The sequence below is a fragment of the Pantoea sp. E2023-21 genome (assembly GCF_051302795.1).
Classification (GTDB): Bacteria; Pseudomonadota; Gammaproteobacteria; order Enterobacterales; family Enterobacteriaceae; genus Pantoea; species Pantoea ludwigii_A.
The window spans coordinates 348,874-364,703 of record NZ_CP195345.1 but is presented as its reverse complement, the minus strand read 5'-3'; the positions used below and the strand labels follow the sequence as shown (position 1 = coordinate 364,703).

16 protein-coding genes are annotated in these 15,830 nt (G+C 54.5%); 6 read left to right on the top strand and 10 right to left on the bottom strand.

Annotated elements, in window-relative coordinates:
- Genes ACRQ84_RS20720 through ACRQ84_RS20710 form a run of 3 tightly spaced genes read right to left on the bottom strand, consistent with a single transcriptional unit; the run spans window position 1 to window position 2,592 of the window.
- Window positions 1–456, bottom strand: coding sequence for a RidA family protein (locus ACRQ84_RS20720; protein WP_483818514.1), 456 nt, complete (start codon window positions 454–456; stop codon window positions 1–3).
- On the bottom strand, window positions 446–1,645 hold the full coding sequence (locus ACRQ84_RS20715; protein WP_483818460.1) for an amidohydrolase family protein: 1,200 nt from the start codon (window positions 1,643–1,645) through the stop codon (window positions 446–448). The genes ACRQ84_RS20720 and ACRQ84_RS20715 overlap by 11 nt, the downstream gene beginning before the upstream one ends.
- On the bottom strand, window positions 1,642–2,592 hold the full coding sequence (locus ACRQ84_RS20710) for a PDR/VanB family oxidoreductase (protein WP_483818513.1): 951 nt from the start codon (window positions 2,590–2,592) through the stop codon (window positions 1,642–1,644). The genes ACRQ84_RS20715 and ACRQ84_RS20710 overlap by 4 nt, the downstream gene beginning before the upstream one ends.
- Window positions 2,593–2,738: 146 nt before the next feature.
- On the opposite strand from ACRQ84_RS20710, the gene ACRQ84_RS20705 reads away from it, so the two are divergent.
- Together ACRQ84_RS20705 and ACRQ84_RS20700 are read left to right on the top strand one after the other, a co-directional pair.
- Entirely contained in the window at window positions 2,739–3,683 is a 945-nt protein-coding gene (locus ACRQ84_RS20705) for a LysR family transcriptional regulator (protein WP_483818459.1), read from the top strand.
- Window positions 3,684–3,878: 195 nt separating this feature from the next.
- Entirely contained in the window at window positions 3,879–4,859 is a 981-nt protein-coding gene (locus ACRQ84_RS20700; RefSeq protein WP_483818458.1) for a hypothetical protein, read from the top strand.
- 89 nt (window positions 4,860–4,948) lie between these two features.
- On the opposite strand, the gene ACRQ84_RS20695 is transcribed toward ACRQ84_RS20700, so the two are convergent.
- Together ACRQ84_RS20695 and ACRQ84_RS20690 are read right to left on the bottom strand one after the other, a co-directional pair.
- A complete protein-coding gene (locus tag ACRQ84_RS20695) occupies window positions 4,949–6,220 on the bottom strand; it encodes a glycoside hydrolase family 10-like protein (RefSeq protein ID WP_483818512.1) in 1,272 nt (423 codons plus the stop codon).
- Entirely contained in the window at window positions 6,123–6,326 is a 204-nt protein-coding gene (locus ACRQ84_RS20690) for a hypothetical protein (RefSeq protein WP_483818532.1), read from the bottom strand. Before ACRQ84_RS20690 ends, ACRQ84_RS20695 begins: the two co-directional genes overlap by 98 nt.
- A gap of 196 nt (window positions 6,327–6,522) precedes the next feature.
- On the opposite strand from ACRQ84_RS20690, the gene ACRQ84_RS20685 reads away from it, so the two are divergent.
- A complete protein-coding gene (locus tag ACRQ84_RS20685; RefSeq protein ID WP_064740076.1) occupies window positions 6,523–6,849 on the top strand; it encodes a hypothetical protein in 327 nt (108 codons plus the stop codon).
- A 32-nt stretch (window positions 6,850–6,881) separates the two neighbouring features.
- On the opposite strand, the gene gabP is transcribed toward ACRQ84_RS20685, so the two are convergent.
- Window positions 6,882–8,273: a GABA permease gene (gene gabP / locus ACRQ84_RS20680; protein WP_483818457.1), complete on the bottom strand. Its 1,392-nt coding sequence runs from the start codon at window positions 8,271–8,273 to the stop codon at window positions 6,882–6,884.
- A gap of 102 nt (window positions 8,274–8,375) precedes the next feature.
- Complete coding sequence (gene gabT, locus ACRQ84_RS20675) at window positions 8,376–9,638, bottom strand: 4-aminobutyrate--2-oxoglutarate transaminase (protein ID WP_483818456.1); 1,263 nt, start codon at window positions 9,636–9,638, stop codon at window positions 8,376–8,378.
- Window positions 9,639–9,747: 109 nt separating this feature from the next.
- Between gabT and ACRQ84_RS20670 the strand changes: the two genes are divergently transcribed.
- Window positions 9,748–11,232 (top strand): MocR-like pyridoxine biosynthesis transcription factor PdxR, encoded by a 1,485-nt coding sequence (locus ACRQ84_RS20670; RefSeq protein ID WP_483818455.1) that lies wholly within the window; start codon window positions 9,748–9,750, stop codon window positions 11,230–11,232.
- A gap of 34 nt (window positions 11,233–11,266) precedes the next feature.
- Here the strand turns inward: ACRQ84_RS20670 and ACRQ84_RS20665 are convergent, their stop codons facing one another.
- Window positions 11,267–12,130, bottom strand: a complete 864-nt coding sequence (locus ACRQ84_RS20665; RefSeq protein WP_483818454.1) for an aldo/keto reductase family oxidoreductase — start codon at window positions 12,128–12,130, stop codon at window positions 11,267–11,269.
- A 97-nt stretch (window positions 12,131–12,227) separates the two neighbouring features.
- On the opposite strand from ACRQ84_RS20665, the gene ACRQ84_RS20660 reads away from it, so the two are divergent.
- Window positions 12,228–13,145 carry a LysR substrate-binding domain-containing protein gene (locus tag ACRQ84_RS20660; RefSeq protein WP_483818453.1) on the top strand — a complete coding sequence of 306 codons (918 nt, stop codon included), beginning with the start codon at window positions 12,228–12,230 and terminating at the stop codon, window positions 13,143–13,145.
- On the opposite strand, the gene ACRQ84_RS20655 is transcribed toward ACRQ84_RS20660, so the two are convergent.
- Complete coding sequence (locus tag ACRQ84_RS20655; RefSeq protein WP_483818452.1) at window positions 13,120–13,728, bottom strand: TetR/AcrR family transcriptional regulator; 609 nt, start codon at window positions 13,726–13,728, stop codon at window positions 13,120–13,122. The two genes, ACRQ84_RS20660 and ACRQ84_RS20655, sit on opposite strands and share 26 nt — an antisense overlap.
- 129 nt (window positions 13,729–13,857) lie before the next feature.
- Here ACRQ84_RS20655 and ACRQ84_RS20650 point away from each other — a divergent pair, with 129 nt between their 5' ends.
- Window positions 13,858–14,250 carry a RidA family protein gene (locus tag ACRQ84_RS20650; protein WP_064740070.1) on the top strand — a complete coding sequence of 131 codons (393 nt, stop codon included), beginning with the start codon at window positions 13,858–13,860 and terminating at the stop codon, window positions 14,248–14,250.
- Window positions 14,251–14,355: 105 nt separating this feature from the next.
- Here ACRQ84_RS20650 and ACRQ84_RS20645 read toward each other — a convergent pair whose 3' ends face one another.
- Window positions 14,356–15,822 carry a pyridoxal phosphate-dependent decarboxylase family protein gene (locus tag ACRQ84_RS20645; RefSeq protein ID WP_483818451.1) on the bottom strand — a complete coding sequence of 489 codons (1,467 nt, stop codon included), beginning with the start codon at window positions 15,820–15,822 and terminating at the stop codon, window positions 14,356–14,358.
- Between the last annotated feature and the right edge of the window lie 8 nt (window positions 15,823–15,830).

Below are 15,830 nucleotides of genomic sequence, written 5' to 3'. Positions count from 1 at the left end.
TTATTGCGGCAACCACGCCGTGGCTTCAACTTCAATTAAGACGTCCGGACTCGGCAACATTTCGCTCACCTGCACCACGGTTGAAACCGGCGGCTCAGCGGGGAAAAATTGCTTACGCACCCGGCTGTAATGGGGGAAGTGATCGAGATTGCGGAAGTACTGCACCAGCTTGAACACGTCGCTCATCTGGCCGCCCGCGCTTTCAATGGTGGTGCGGATGCTCTCCAGCACGTACCAGCTCTGCGCCAGAATCGGGCCTTCTTTAATGTCGGTGGAGAACTCGCCGCTCCGCCCGAGCAGTCGCTGTGCCGCGGCAGGAATGTCGTCGTAGCCACGCACAATGGTGGCGGTTTGCGGATTCACCGGAATAATGCCGGAGAGAAAAATGAAATCGCCCGCGCGTCGCCACGCAGCATATTTCGCCAGCGGTTTTCCCGCGCCTTCATCAAGCGCCATTTGTTGTTTCTCCATAACGCACACCCTTTTTCAACCGATAGCGCTGACGTTGACGCAACGGCCAACTCGCCACATCGGCATCCGGAAAAATCACGACATCATTAGCCAGCAGCGCGCGGCGTTGGCATATCAGCGCGGAGGCCTCATCAAATGCCGCGCCCAGTTGCAGGCTCAACAAACCGCTAAACAGCGTATCAAGCGGGTCATAGCTGCCAAACGGGCAGAACGCATCCTGCACATTGTCAGCGCCGAGCAGCAGCGGAATGCCATGCGCCTGCGCCTCTTTCACCAGCGTTAAACCGCGCAGACGCGGCGTGCGGCCTGGCACTGCATCCTGTAGCAACAGGTTGGTGAGCGGCAGTGCAATTAGCGTGACGTTGTACTGCGCCAGCACGGCAAGAATCTGTTCCGCATCGTCCTGCTGCGATAACGCACAGCTGTGGCTGCAGGTAATCGCGCCGCTAAATGGATGCTGCTGCAAATAGCGCGCCAGCCAGCGTAATCCCTGCGCTTCGACGCTAAGTTCTTCATCAATATGCAGATCGATATCCAGCTGCCACTGTTCTGCGGCGTCCAGCAGATGCTGAAACGCCTGCGCGTCCCAGTTGCTGCTGTGAATAAAGCCGCCCAGCAGTGCGCCGGGACCGCTGGTCGCCACCTGCGCGGCAATATGCTGCGCATCCCTGGCATCGGCGAAGAAACTGAGCGGCGCGAGTGCCACGCGCTCAATGCTGCACAACGGATGGTGCAGATCGCCAATCACTTGCCACGCTAATGGTGCATCGACGGAGAACCAGTCGATATGGGTGCGCAGCAAGCCGACACCGGCTTCTACCGCCCACTGCAGCGCCCGCGTGGCGCGCAGTTGCAGATCCTCTGCGTTCCAGTGCGCGCGGTCCTGATGCATCGCGGTAATTGCCGCCAGCAATCCAGGCTGCTGCGCCGGGCTGCGCTCAAAGGTGAAGGTTTTATCCAGATGTGCATGCGGCTCGATAAACGCGGGCAGTACCAGCGCCCCGTTTAGCGGCAGATAATTAGCCGGTAATTCTGCGTTGTCGGGTTCGAATTGCAGGCCAGCAGCATGAAAATGTAAAGTCGCCAGCTGAGGTTGGTTGTGGATAACAGGCCAGTTCTCTGGCAGCAGCCAACGGGGTAAACGTGCGCCAGTCGCACCCGGATAGCCGCTCATAGATCCAGAACCAGCAGCGGGGAGCGGGCGCGCGAGCAGCACAGCACAATGCAATCATTGGCCGCGCGCTCTTGCTGGCTTAGTACATCGTCACGATGATCCGGTTCGCCCGCCAATACGCCGGTGATACAGGCACCGCACATGCCTTGTTCGCACGAGAGTTCGATGTCAATTCCTGCATCTTCCAGCACCTCGGCAATACTTTGTTCCGCGCCCACGATAAAGCGTGCGCCGCTAGAGGCGATCTCTACTGCAAATGCACCGCCAGTAATCAGCGTTGTGGTGGGTTTGAAGCGTTCACTGTGCAACTGATCGGCCTGCCAGCCGTACTGCAATGCCAATTGCTGCAGATGATCCATAAAGCCCGCCGGGCCGCAGGACATTAACACGCTGTTTTGTGGCTGAGTGAGATCGTCGGGAACATGCTGGCGCAGGCTGTCGCCTTCGCTGCTGAAATGAATGATGGCGTGATCGCCAAGTCTGCTTAGGCGTTCGCTGAAAGCCAGTTCGTCGGCGCGCTTCAGGTAGATGTGCAGGGTGAAATCCGCCTGACGTGCCGCCAGCGCTTCGGCCATTATCAACAGCGGCGTTAAGCCAATCCCTGCGGCAAACAGCAGCGTTCGCGGTGCCTGCGGCAGCGGGAAGTGGTTGCGCGGTGCAGAGATGTGTAAGGCATCGCCCAAAGCCAACTGCTGATGTAGCCAGCGGGATCCGCCGGTTGATCGCGCATCAAGACGCACGCAGATTTGGTAACCATCGGCATTATCCGGCGCTGAACAAAGCGAATACTGGCGTTTACCGCAGTCGGGAATAAGCACATCGATATGCGCGCCGGGCGTAAAGTCGGGGAGCGGTTGGTCGCGGCGACTCGCCAGCGTGAGTAACACATTGCCTGCACCGTTGAACTGCTTTGCGATGACGGTGACGGCGAGTTCGGTAGATTTCATCATCTGTCTGCCTGAACAGGGATATCAGCAGCGACAAGGCCGCGTAAACCCTTGTTTTAATCATGGCAGCGATTATTATTTTGCTCATGTGTAAGCGTCCATCTGTTTAATTCGCATGATGCGTTGCAAAAAAGAGAGCCCCCCTTATGTTCGCCTTCTCCCGATTTCTACTCTATTTCACTGAAGTGGCCCGCCAGGGTTCGCTGCGCAAGGCTTCTGAGGTGCTACATGTCTCCGCATCATCGATCGACCGGCAGATTTTGCGGGTCGAGGAGCAATTGGATATGCCGCTGTTTGAGCGCCATCCATCAGGATTACGTATGACCGCCGCCGGTGAGATCTTGCTGAATGCCGCAAAAAACTGGCAGCGCGACTTTGGCCGCGTCTGTACGCAACTGGACGATCTGCGCGGCCTCCGCCATGGCCACGTGCATATCGCCACCATTGATGCCATTAACCGCGGATTCTTCTCGTCGATATTGCAACGTATTCGCGCTGAATATCCGGGCATCTCCTTCACGTTGACCACCATGAGTAACATCCATATCGCCAACGCATTGTCGTCGGGCGATGCGGATTTCGGCATCATGCTCAACCCGCAAAGCTCCCGTGAACTGCTGGTGAAGTCGTTTGCCGATCTGCGTCTCGGCATTGTGGTGAGCAGCCAGCATCCGCTGGCCAATCTGGAATCCATTCGTTTTAGCCACTGCGAATCGTGGCCGTTTATCGTGCCCGCTGCCCCCTTGATGCTTGCCGACCCGCTTGAAGCACTGATAAACAGTTCGGGGATTAAGATCAATGAGGTGGCGCGTACCAATAATATTCATATGCTGCGCTCGCTGGTGCGCGATGATGTAGGAATTAGCTTGATGTGCTGGCTGGATATTGTGGATGAGTATCGACGTGGCGAACTGAAATTTATCCCGCTGATCGACACCGTGCTAAAGCCGTTTACGCTGTCGCTGTGCGTTGCGCCGCAGCGGCAACTTTCGATTGCCGCTTCTATGATGCTGCGTGAGCTGGAGTCATTTTTTTCACTGATGCAAAGTGAGGAGTTGCTGGCGGGAGTGGAACAGATTAACAGACGGTAGAAATAAGAAGCCCCAGCAGAGCTGGGGCATTGATTCTTGCGCTTGTTGTCTTAGATCTGGCACCGCACATGTCGGGAGAAGAACGTCAGACTAGCTACGGGGAGAATTCTATTCGTACAGCCCGAAAATTGCAATCGAATGGACCCATTATTTGTAGTATAAAAATCGGCATCAAGGGATATGAGAATTTATATAATGCCGAAAAATTTTGACTTTACTGATATGGTCAGGTTGATCTCACCAGCCAGATTAGCCAGCTATAACTCAGCTTTCGGAGTTTCTAATAAAGCTGAGCTTTTTGGCCTTTATAGCTGGAATCTTGAATTATCTGGGGCATTGAATAGTCTGTTGCAACTGGTTGAGGTTGCGTTACGTAATACTATTAATGAAGCAGGTAAAAACTGTATCGTTGCGGGCCCAAATCAGCATTGGTTCGAGGCTGTACCTTTTAATTTAATAGAAGATGAAAATGCCGAGCCATTAGCTAATGGTTCGTATCCTATGATCAAAGCGGCGCAGGTGAAAGATTTTGAAAGCGGATTGGCAAAAGCTAAAAAAAGCGCACAAAAGCTATTGAAGAAAAAACTCGGTGAGGATACTGCGGCTGTAGCCACGCTAGATCAAATCATCTCGCAAACTGACTTTAGTGTGTGGGAATATATCTTAGATAAAAGTTTCTATGATGGTGATGCAACGAAAGGCTTCTTGTGGCCTAAAGGATTTCTCACTGCTTTTAAAAAGTTGCCGAACGTTACTGGTAAAAATAAGCAATTTCAACAACGTGATATTATCAGGCGCCGAATCGAAACGATCCGCATGTTAAGAAACCGGGTTGCACATAATGAGCCTATCTGGAAAGATGCGGATGTTAACGATATGGCTGAGATCGTCTCGAGTCTTGAGAAGAAAATTAACGATATTGTTGAGTTAACGTATTGGATTTCACCGAGTTTGAATCTATTCATACGTAATAGTGCTCTCATGTTCAGGCTTAAAATGCTAATTGGCGAGTTTGAAATTAAAAACGCAACTTATCAAAACGATGATATACACATCCCAGATATGGCTGCATTACACGCAGTTTTGCAAGAGTGTGAAGATAGCAACAGACGATTAGTGATCACCAGTGAAACGAAATGTGGCGTGATCTATCATAAAAAACATCGGTTTAATTAGATAAATGCCATGTTGCTCTGCTTGATAAATCCTTTCCTGGCGCATCAATTAACATTCATCTCACCTTTTTAACTGATGCGCAGGAAAATCTAATCGCCCCAACGGCTGCGCAAATAATTCACCGCATCCTGGGTTTGCGGCTGATTAAGGTAATTCTCGCGGAACAAAATGGTGCCGTTAATTTGCGGTAGCGACTCATTAAGATCGAGCTGCTTTTTAAGCTCCGGCACGCCGCCATTGACCGTCCAGTCTGGCTCGCTTTTCGACGCTTCACCGATTTTATACAGCGCGACGCCAATGTAGAGCCGCGTGTGCGTTGGTTTCACCACCTCCGCCCACCAGTTGGCTAACACGTCGTAGCGTGCGGCCTGGCGCGCAAACGGCCAGTAAAGCTGCGGCGCGATGTAATCAAGCAGGCCCATTTGCACCCAGCGACGCGTATCGGCATACGCTTCATCGTAGGCAGCTGCACCGCGCGTGTCAGAACCCGCCGCATCATGCGAACGATTGCGCCACACGCCCGCGGGGCTGACGCCGAATTCAACGTTGGGATTCAGCTGCTTGATAGTGCGCGACACCTGCTCGATTAACAGCAGCGTATTGTTGCGCCGCCAGTCGGCTTTCGAGGTAAAGCCCTGGCCATATTGGCGGAAGGTGGCGTTGTCGTTGAGGGTTGAACCCGGCGTTTCGGTATAAAAATAGTCATCAAACTGCACACCGTCGATCGGATAATGCGACACCACTTCGGCGACGATGCTAGTGATCCAGTCACGCGCAGCAGGAATGCCGGGATCGAGCACGAAGCGATCGCTGGCAGTGCGAATCCAGTCGCGATGCAGTACAAACACGCTGGCCGGTTGCAGCGCTAACGTATTATTCAACGCGTTAATCGTGGAAGGTTTGACGTTGGTCGATACGCGATAGGGATTGAACCACGCATGCACTTTCATGCCGCGCTTGTGTGCCTCATCCAGCATAAATTTCAGCGGATCGTAGCCGGGATCCTGACCGATTTTACCGGTCATCATATCTGACCACGGTAAGATGCTTGAACGCCACAGCGCGGTGCCATCGGGCTTCACCTGGAAAAAAACGGTGTTGATACCGAGACGTTGCAAATTATCCAGCTTATCAGTCAACGCTTGTTGCTGTTGATGGATGCGGGTTGCCGGGCTGGCATTCACTGAATTGATTGGCGGCCAATCGAGGCGCGAAACCGTCGTCAGCCACACGCCGCGCACCGGTTCTTTGCTCAGCGTCGGTTTAGTGGGCATTGGTGGTTTCGTTACCGGCGGCATCGGCGTCACCAGCGATTTTGGCGGCGGCGAGGAGCAACTGACGAGTGAGAGGGCGACGGCCATAGCCATCAACGCAGCGGATTTCCTGACGTTTTTGACCCGGGTAAAACGATGTGAACAGGCTATGATAAACTCCCTTTCTTGCAACTTTCTGTTCGAAGAGCCTCATTCTCTTATCATGCGAACTAAAGTCAATATTCGTATCATTCATTGCGCGATGAATCGCGCCGCTATGGGAACGTGCATACATCTTGTAGCGGCGCAATTTACTGCGCGATGAATCGCGCCGTTACGGGAACGTGCATTCATCTTGTAGCGGCGCAATTTATTGCGCGTCATTTATTTAATTGAGGAACCCAACACCTATGCAATACGAAGACCTTTATCGCCGTATCGGCCAGATTATCTTTAGCTGTGGGCCAGAAGGTGCGCGGGAATTGATCGTCCAGGCCGAATTGTTTGCGGACGATGATGGCGGGCAGTTTCAGTTCGATTATATCGATGAAAACGGTGAACCGGATTGGTTTGAACCCGATGCGCGCGCCATTGGCGATCTCTCGGAGGCGCTGAAAGCGTTTCAGCAATACTTCGTGGATAACAATATGACCAACGGTCTGCCGGTGTGGCGCAAATGCGCCATTAACCTTAACGTGCTGGAAGAGGCGATCAGCATCGACGTACAGTACGATTAAGTTCCGCGGCATCCTTGCCCGGAATGCATCTGCTACGAACGTAACGCTACCATCTGCTCGTTTTTACGCGCGACGCGTTTGCGTTGCACAATGCGGCTGGCGGCAACCACAGCCAGCGTTAACAGGCCGGTGGCGATAATCTCTGGGCGGTGTTGTTGGTTAAACAGCATGGCAATCAACACGCCAACAATGAACACCATCGTCGCCCATGTCAGGCCCGGGAACAGCCACATGCGATAGCTGAGGGTTTCGCCGCGCGCTTCGCGCTTCTTGCGCAGCACCAAATGGGATGCGGCGATCACCAGATACACCAGCAACGCAATCGCACCGGAACTCGCCAGCAGAAACTCAAACACCGCGCTTGGCGCCAGATAGTTGGCGATTACCGCGAGGAAGGCCGCTGCCGTTGAAAGCAATACCGCCACCCACGGCGTGCCGCTGCGCGTGGTGCGCGACGCGATGGCCGGTGCATCCTCACGACGTGACAGCGAATACATCATGCGTGATGCGGTATAAAGTGCCGAGTTGAGACAGCTACACACCGCAATTAATACCACCACATCAACAATCTGCTTCGCGTACGGCACGTTCATCATCTGCATCGCCGTTTGGTAAGAACCCGCTTTCATCAGCGACGGGGTATTCCACGGCACCAGTGCTACCACGATGAAAATCGACAGCAGATAGAACAGCGCGATGCGCCAGATCACCGAGTTAGTGGCCTGCGTGATTTGTTTCTTCGGCTCGCGTGATTCCGCAGCGGCAATGGTGACAATCTCTGTACCCATAAACGAGAACATGGTGGTGAGGATCGCAGCCAGCACCGCGCTGATGCCATTTGGCATAAAGCCTTTATCATACAGATGTGAAATGCCTTGGGTGCTGCTGCCCGGCATCAAACCAAATATTGCCAGACTGCCCGCGCAGAGAAACGCCACAATCGCGACCACCTTTAATAACGCGAACCAGAATTCAAACTCGCCGTAATTCTTCACACTAAACAGGTTGCTAATGGTGAGGAACGTGGTGATTGCCAGCGTGTATTCCCAGACGGCGACTTGCGGAAACCACGAGTGCAAAATGGTGCCCGCGGCGTTCGCTTCCAGCGGGATCACCAGCACCCAAAACCACCAGTAAAGCCAGCCGATCGTGAATCCAGCCCAACGGCCAAGCGATTTATCGGCATACGTCGAGAAGGATCCAGAATCGGGCGATGCCACCGCCATTTCCGCTAACATGCGCATAATCAATACGACCAGCGCGCCGGCAGCAATGTAGGCCAGCAGCACCGCAGGACCGGCTTCGGCGATCGCATGACCTGAGCCGACAAACAATCCGGCACCGATAACGCCACCAATCGATAACATCCGCACATGGCGCGGCTTCAGGCCTTGCGCCAGGACATCGGCTTTCTGTGAACTCATCAATATTTCTCCAAAGCGTCTCTCAGGCAGCGCGAGGCGCAGCCGGGTTACAACAGGTGAGAAGCCCAGCCCGTGGTACGAGCTGGGTAGATTGGCAAAAGCCTACGAATCGACGTGTTGACGCAGCACGCTACTGAGGATATCCAGCGCCTGGCCGAACTGCGCATCAGGAATGGTGAGCGGATAGAGGAAGCGGATGACGTTGCCTTGTGGCCCGCAGGTGAGCAGCAGCAGCCCAAGCGCCATCGCCTGTTGCTGGATGGTTTGCGCCATTTGCGGGCTGGCAAACTCCACCGCAATCATTGAGCCAAGACCACGAATATCGGTGATGGATGAACACTGAGCGCGCGCGCTGTGCAGGAACGCTGTCAACTGTGCGCCCAGCTGCTCAGACCGTTCACACAGCTTCTCGTCGGCGATCACGTCAAGTACCGCGTGCGCCGAGGCAATCGCCAGCGGGTTACCGGCGTAAGTACCGCCCAAGCCGCCAGGACCTGGCGCATCCATAATGTCGGCGCGGCCGCTGACTGCCGATAAGGGCATGCCGCCCGCGAGGCTTTTCGCCATGGTGATAAGATCCGGTTTCACCGCATAGTGATCCATCGCAAATAACTTGCCGGTGCGGGCAAAGCCGGTTTGTACTTCGTCGGCAATCAGCAGAATGCCGTGTTCATCGGCCAGCGCACGCAGACGGTTCATGAACTCGGGGGGCGCAACGTGGAATCCTCCTTCACCCTGAATCGGCTCCAGCACGATAGCGGCAACATCCTGCGGTGCGATGTCCTGCGTGAAGATGTCCTGCAAGCTTGCCAGCGCATCATCGATGCTGATGCCCGTGACGCTGTTGGGATAGCGCGCATGCCATACCGACGCGGGCATTGGCCCGAAGTCACGTTTATAGGGTGCCACTTTGCCGGTCATTGCCATGGTCATGAAGGTACGGCCATGGAAAGCATTGCCGAAGGTGATGATGCCGTGACGACGCGTAGCGGCTCGTGCCACTTTCACGGCATTTTCTACTGCTTCAGCGCCGGTGGAGAAGAACGCGGTTTTCACTTTGCCGGCAATGGGCACGATGCGATTAAGGCGTTCGGCCAGCGCCACATAGCTTTCATAAGGCGTAACCTGAAATGCGGTATGGGTAAATTTCGCTAACTGTTCAGTCATTGCCTGCACGATACGCGGATGACGATGACCGGTGTTCAGCACCGCGATACCGCCAGCGAAATCGATCCAACTTTTACCTTCAACATCGCGCAGCGTTGCGTTCTCAGCGTGATCCACATACCACTGACACAGATTGCCGGTGCCGCGTGGCAGGGCGTCATCTTTACGTTGCTGCAACTGGCTGTTTTTACCTTCCATAATCTTTCCTTAGCAATAAGCGTCTTTACAAATCACGACAAACACGCTTATTTATGCCCGAGCTGAGTTATGATGCCAGAGCCACTTTCAGTAAAAAGGAGGGAGCCAATTGCGAAGTTTGTACGCCGATCATGTATTAGAACGTCTACAATTTATGCAGGAAGGGACTTTGCAGCAGCGTTTGCTGAGCTGTATGCAAAGGGCTATCGCGGACGGGATTTTTCCACGCGCCACCCGATTGCCCGCCACGCGTGATTTAGCACGCGAGTTGTCGGTGTCACGCAATACGGTGTTGAATGTGTATGAACATTTGATCGCGCAGGGTTACGTTACAGCGCGTACTGGAAGCGGCACATGGATCGCCGAAAATCTTCCCGAAGGCTCGCTCACTACGCCACGTAATGGCCCGGAAATGGCACCGCTGGTGACAAAACCGGCTGCCTTATCTAAACGCGGTGCGTCATTGCTCGGTCATGCAAACGCGTCGCCGTATCAGTGGGGTGCATTCGTGCCAGGCGCGCCCGATGTCACGCAGTTTCCACATAAGTTGTTCAGCCAAATTCAGGCACGTTTGAATCGCGAGCCGGATATTGAACGGCTGATTTACAGCAGCAACGGCGGCTGTGCGCAGCTACGCGCAGCGTTAGCGGAGTACCTCAGCGTGGCGCGCTCGGTGCGCGCCGATGCCGATCAAATCATCATCACCGAAGGCGTTCATCAGGCGGTCGATTTGGTTTCACGCGTGTTGTGCGATCCGGGCGATCAGGTGTGGATCGAAGAGCCTGGTTATTGGGGGACGCGAAATTTATTGCGCATTAATGGTCTGAAAATCAACGCGATTTCAGTGGATGAGCAGGGATTGATCCCTGATTTACCGCCGCGCAGTCGTGCGCCGAAAATGATTTTCGTGACACCGTCACACCAATATCCTCTCGGCGTACATCTTAGTCTGGAACGCCGCAAACAACTTCTTGATCTGGCGCGCAAGCATAAAACCTGGCTAGTGGAAGACGATTACGACAGCGAATTTCGTTTTTCTGGTCAGCCGTTCCCTTCACTGCAAGGATTTGAACCGGATGCGCCGGTAATTTATATGGGCACCTTCAGCAAGACACTTTATCCCGCTTTACGCCTCGGTTATTTGGTGGTGCCAAAAGCCCTGGCGCAACCGCTGCGCGTGGCGGCTGCGGAACTGTATCGCGGCGGTCATCTGCTGGTGCAGCGTGCGCTGGCAGAGTTCATTCAGAAAGGGCATTACATGTCGCACATTCGCCGGATGCGTAAGCTCTACAGCCAGCGGCGGCGCTTTATGATCAGCCTGATTGAACGCTACCTCGGAAACGCTTTTTTGCCACTAGCCAATCACGAGGCAGGATTGCATTTAGTGATGAATTTGCCTGCTGGCTGTGATGATGTGGCGGTGGCCGCGCTGGCGCTGAGGCGCGGCGTGAAGGTGCGGCCGCTATCGCAATATTATATGCATCCGCAAGAACGGCGCGGATTGCTGCTGGGTTTTGCCTGTGTCGATGAAAAGCAGTGTCAGGATGCGTTTGGTACGCTGAAAGGGTGTTTGGCGGAGATGAGGATCATTTGAGGGGGGGGGCGCCATGCCTGGCGACCGCCTGCGCTTAGGGTTGAGCGATGCTATTTAACCGTTGCACGATTTCAGGCGTAAGTTTCACTTCAGCGCTTGCAAGGTTCTGCTTCAGGTGCTCTGGCGATGAAGTCCCCGGAATCAGCAGAATGTTGGGCGAACGCTGCAGCAGCCAGGCCAGCGCTACCTGTAACGGCGTCGCGCTGAGTTCCTTCGCCACGTCGCTCAACTGATCTGATTGCAGCGGTGAAAACCCACCGAGCGGAAAGAACGGCACGTAGGGAATGCCTTGTGCTGCCAGTTGGTCGAGCAGCGCCTCATCCTGCCGATTGGCCAGATTGTACAGGTTTTGCACGCAGGCGATAGGTGTCATGGCTTGTGCTTCGGCTACCTGTTTGGCGGTAACGCTGCTTAGACCAATGTGACGAATCAGACCGCGCTCTTTCAACTTGATCATCGCTTCAACCTGCGGCTCCAGCGATCCTTCTTTCGGTCCATACACGTCTAACATTGAACGCAGATTCACGACTTCCATCACTTCAAGTCCCAGATTACGCAGGTTATCTTCCACCGCCTGTGTCAGCGCCTCCGGGGTAAACGCGGGCTTCCAGCCCCCTTTTTCGTCACGACGTGCGCCCACTTTGCTGACGATCACCAGATCCTCTGCGTAAGGATACAGCGCTTGTTTAATCAGCTGATTGGTGATGTGCGGGCCATAAAAATCGCTGGTATCAATATGGTTTACGCCTGCTGCGACAGCATCACGCAGCACCTGCAAAGCGCGAGCTTCATCTTTTGGCGGACCAAATACACCAGGACCTGCAAGCTGCATGGCACCGTAACCAAGACGAGCCACCTGGCGATCGCCAAGCGTGTAAGTCAATGCTGGATAAGACATGGGAAACTCCTTCATCAGTGTGTGGTTAGATTGTAATCGCCAAACAGCTGTGCAACTATCCGTGCAAATCGGGACACATTGTGCGAGATGACGAACAATGGCAGTAGATATAGCTCTGTTACACGCGGTAGTCGCGGTGGCAAAAGCCGGAGGCTTTCGTGAGGCAGCGCGCATGACCGGTAGCAATCCGTCACGCTTGAGTGATGCGGTACGGCGGGCTGAAGAGCAGCTTGGCGTGCGACTTTTTAACCGCACCACGCGCACAGTGGCGTTAACGGAAGCCGGCAGGGCGCTGATGTCGCGTCTGCTGCCGGCGATGAACGAAGTGGATGCGGCACTTGATGCATTGAATACTTTCCGGGATACGCCGGGTGGCACCTTACGTTTGAATGTGCCGGTCAGTGCGGCGCGCATCGTGTTACCGGCGATAGTGCCGGGATTTCTGCAACGCTATCCGGATATCCAGCTGGAAGTGGTGGCGGAAAGCAATGTGCTGGATGTGTTCCGCGACAGCTGTGATGCTGGCATTCGTTACGACGATCATCTGGAGCAGGACATGGTCGCGCTGCCGATTGGTCCGCGCACCCAGCGCTTTGCTTTGGCGGCGGCACCCGCTTATCTGGCGACGTTCGGCTCGCCACAACATCCGCGCGACCTGATTCAGCATCGCTGCTTGCACGGACGCTATGCGACGGGGGTGATCGCCGAGTGGGAATTCACCTGCGGCGAGGACACCGTGCGCTTGCAACCGAAAGGGCCGCTGATTTGTAGTATCGGTGCGGCGATGGATCTCACGGTGGAAGCAGCGATTGCTGGGTGCGGCGTGGTGTATCTGTTCGAGGATTGGCTCAAACCGGCGCTGAGTGATGGCAGACTACAACCGATTTTGCCGGAATGGTGGCACAGCTTTTCCGGCCTGTGGCTCTATTACAACGATCGCCGATTAATCCCGGCGCCGCTGCATGCGTTTCTGGATTATGTGCGCGAGCTTAATGCCCAGCCGCTTCCGGGTTAACCAGCAACCCGGACATCAGCAGACGGAAAGCGTCCACGGCACGCGGCAAAGCCGCGACCGGCTCATTTGAGGCCGCTATCCATAGCGCCGCATTCAGTGCGGCGCCGTTGACCAGTTGCGCCGCAGCTTCCGTATCGACCGCTTTTACTGTCCCTTCTTCAATCAGCAGCGCCAGCATATCTGCGGTAGTGCGCAAGCACGCAGTTTGATTCGGCCATTGCGAGGGATCGCCTAACACCGCCGGGCCATCCAGCAGCATGATGCGTTGTACTTCTGGCTCGAGCGACATCTCAATATAGGTAATAGCTTCGGCGAGGAATGCATGCCATCTCGAGGTAAATTGTTGCCCGGCAGCACGCATCTGGCTGAGTATTTCTGCATCGATTTGGTCGATAACTGCCTGCAATAACCCTTTTTTGTCGCCAAAATTATGATAAAGCGCACCACGGGTTAAACCGACTTCTGCGGTTAAGTCATCCATTGATGCAGCGCTATAGCCTTTCTCCGCAAAAGCCCGTCGTGCCGCTTCGATAAGTTTGCCGCGCGTCTCTTCTACCTGTTGCGCTCGCCGTCTGACTGCCATATTGCCCTCTCGAAATAGTGTTGACATACGCCGTGTATGTTATCCATAGTAATACATACGCGGCGTATGTAAAGGCGCTTCCGGTGTCGCTCACCGGCTAACCGATTATTTCCCATCAGGAGAGAGATTATGAGCAAACGCGAAGCGATATTTCCAGCAGGAAGACAAGCGTTGTATGAGATAAACAGTTATTCGGCAGCGATACGTTCTGGCGATTTACTGTTTGTTTCTGGTCAAGTGGGCAGCCGCGAAGACGGTTCAGCTGAGCCCGATTTTGCGCGCCAGGTCAATCTGGCGTTCGAAAATCTGCAAGCCGTGCTGAAAGCGGCGGGTTGTAGCCTGGATGACGTGGTTGATGTCACTTCGTTTCATACCGATCCGGAAAAGCAGTTCGCAACGGTAAATGAGGTACGACTGCGCTTTTTTGGTGAACCACCTTATCCAAACTGGACCGCGGTTGGCGTTAACTGGTTGGCGGGTTTTGATTTTGAAATTAAGGTCATTGCGCGCATTCCACAGTAATTCCGCTTGTGGCTTAATAGCGTCATCATTCATGACGACGTCCATGAAAGCCAATAAAAAAGCCGATAACCGTTGCCAGTTATCGGCTTTTTGTAGCAAATGCGATTACGCGTTCAGCAACTGATTCGCCGTTTTCTCAACCAATGCCAGCAGGACTTTAACATCCTCCAGCGTCACGGTTGGGTTGAGCAGTGTCAGCTTCAGGCAGGTCACGCCCTGATTCTCGGTTACACCGACGTTGGCGCGGCCTGAATCAAGCAGTGCATCGCCGATACGCTGATTGAACAGGGCAATCTGAGCGGTGTCGGTCAGTTGCTCTGGACGATAGCGGAACAGCACGCTGGCCAACTGAGGCTGCATCACTAGCTCGAGACGTGGTTCAGAGGTGACAAACTTCGCCACGTCCTGCGCCAGGGTGACACCGTGATCGATGATGGCGGCATACTGTTTCTGACCCAGCGCTTCCAAGCCCATCCACAGTTTCAGCGCATCGAAACGACGCGTGGTCTGCAGAGATTTGGATACCAGGTTTGGCACGCCTGCCTCTTCATCAAACTCAGAGTTCAGGTAAGCCGCCTGATAGCGCATCAGCTCGTAATGACGCTCATCTTTTAGCAGGAACGCACCGCAGCTGATGGTCTGGAAATACTGTTTGTGGAAGTCCAGCGTGACAGAATCCACGAGCTCAAGGCCATCGAGGTAGTCGCGATACTTCTCGGACAGCAGCAGTGCGCCGCCCCATGCTGCATCGACGTGTACCCAGATGTTGTGCTCAGCAGCAATTCCGGCAATTTCACGCAGCGGATCGATCGCACCGGCATCGGTGGTACCAGCGGTCGCCACGATCGCCAGGATCTGTTCGCCGTTAGCTTCGGCCTGCGCCAGCTTGGCTTTCAGGTCTAACACATCCATACGGGCGTATTGATCAGACTTGACTTGCACCACAGACTGATAGCCGTGACCGAGCAGCGCCATATTCTTCTGTACGGAGAAGTGCGCATTTTCAGAGCACAGCACTTTGACCTTACGCAGATCGCCGGTGATACCGTGCTGCTGCACCGAGTGACCCTGGCGCTGATAGAACGCATCGCGTGCCAGCATCAAGCCCATTAAGTTGCTCTGGGTGCCGCCGCTGGTGAAGACACCGGCGTCGCCAGCCGGATAACCCACTTGCGCACGCAGCCATTCGATCAATTTGATCTCAATGATGGTGGCAGAAGGGCTCTGATCCCACGAATCCATACTCTGGTTGGTAGCATTAATCAGCACTTCTGCCGCCTGGCTTACCACCAGGCTAGGGCAGTGCAGATGCGCCACACATTGTGGGTGATGCACTGAAAGACTGTCTTTCAGGAAATATTCAATCGCGCGTTCAATCGCGGCCTGGTTACCCAGGCCGTTTGGATTGAAGTCGAGCGTGATACGCTCGCGCAGTTCGGCAACGGTTTTGCCTTGATACATCTCAGGCTGTTGCAGCCACTGCACAACCGCGGCGCTGCTTTGGGCAATCGCCTGCTGGTACGCCTCAATGCTCTGTGCAGAGGCGGCCAGAATCGGGTTTACTTCAGACATTTACTCTT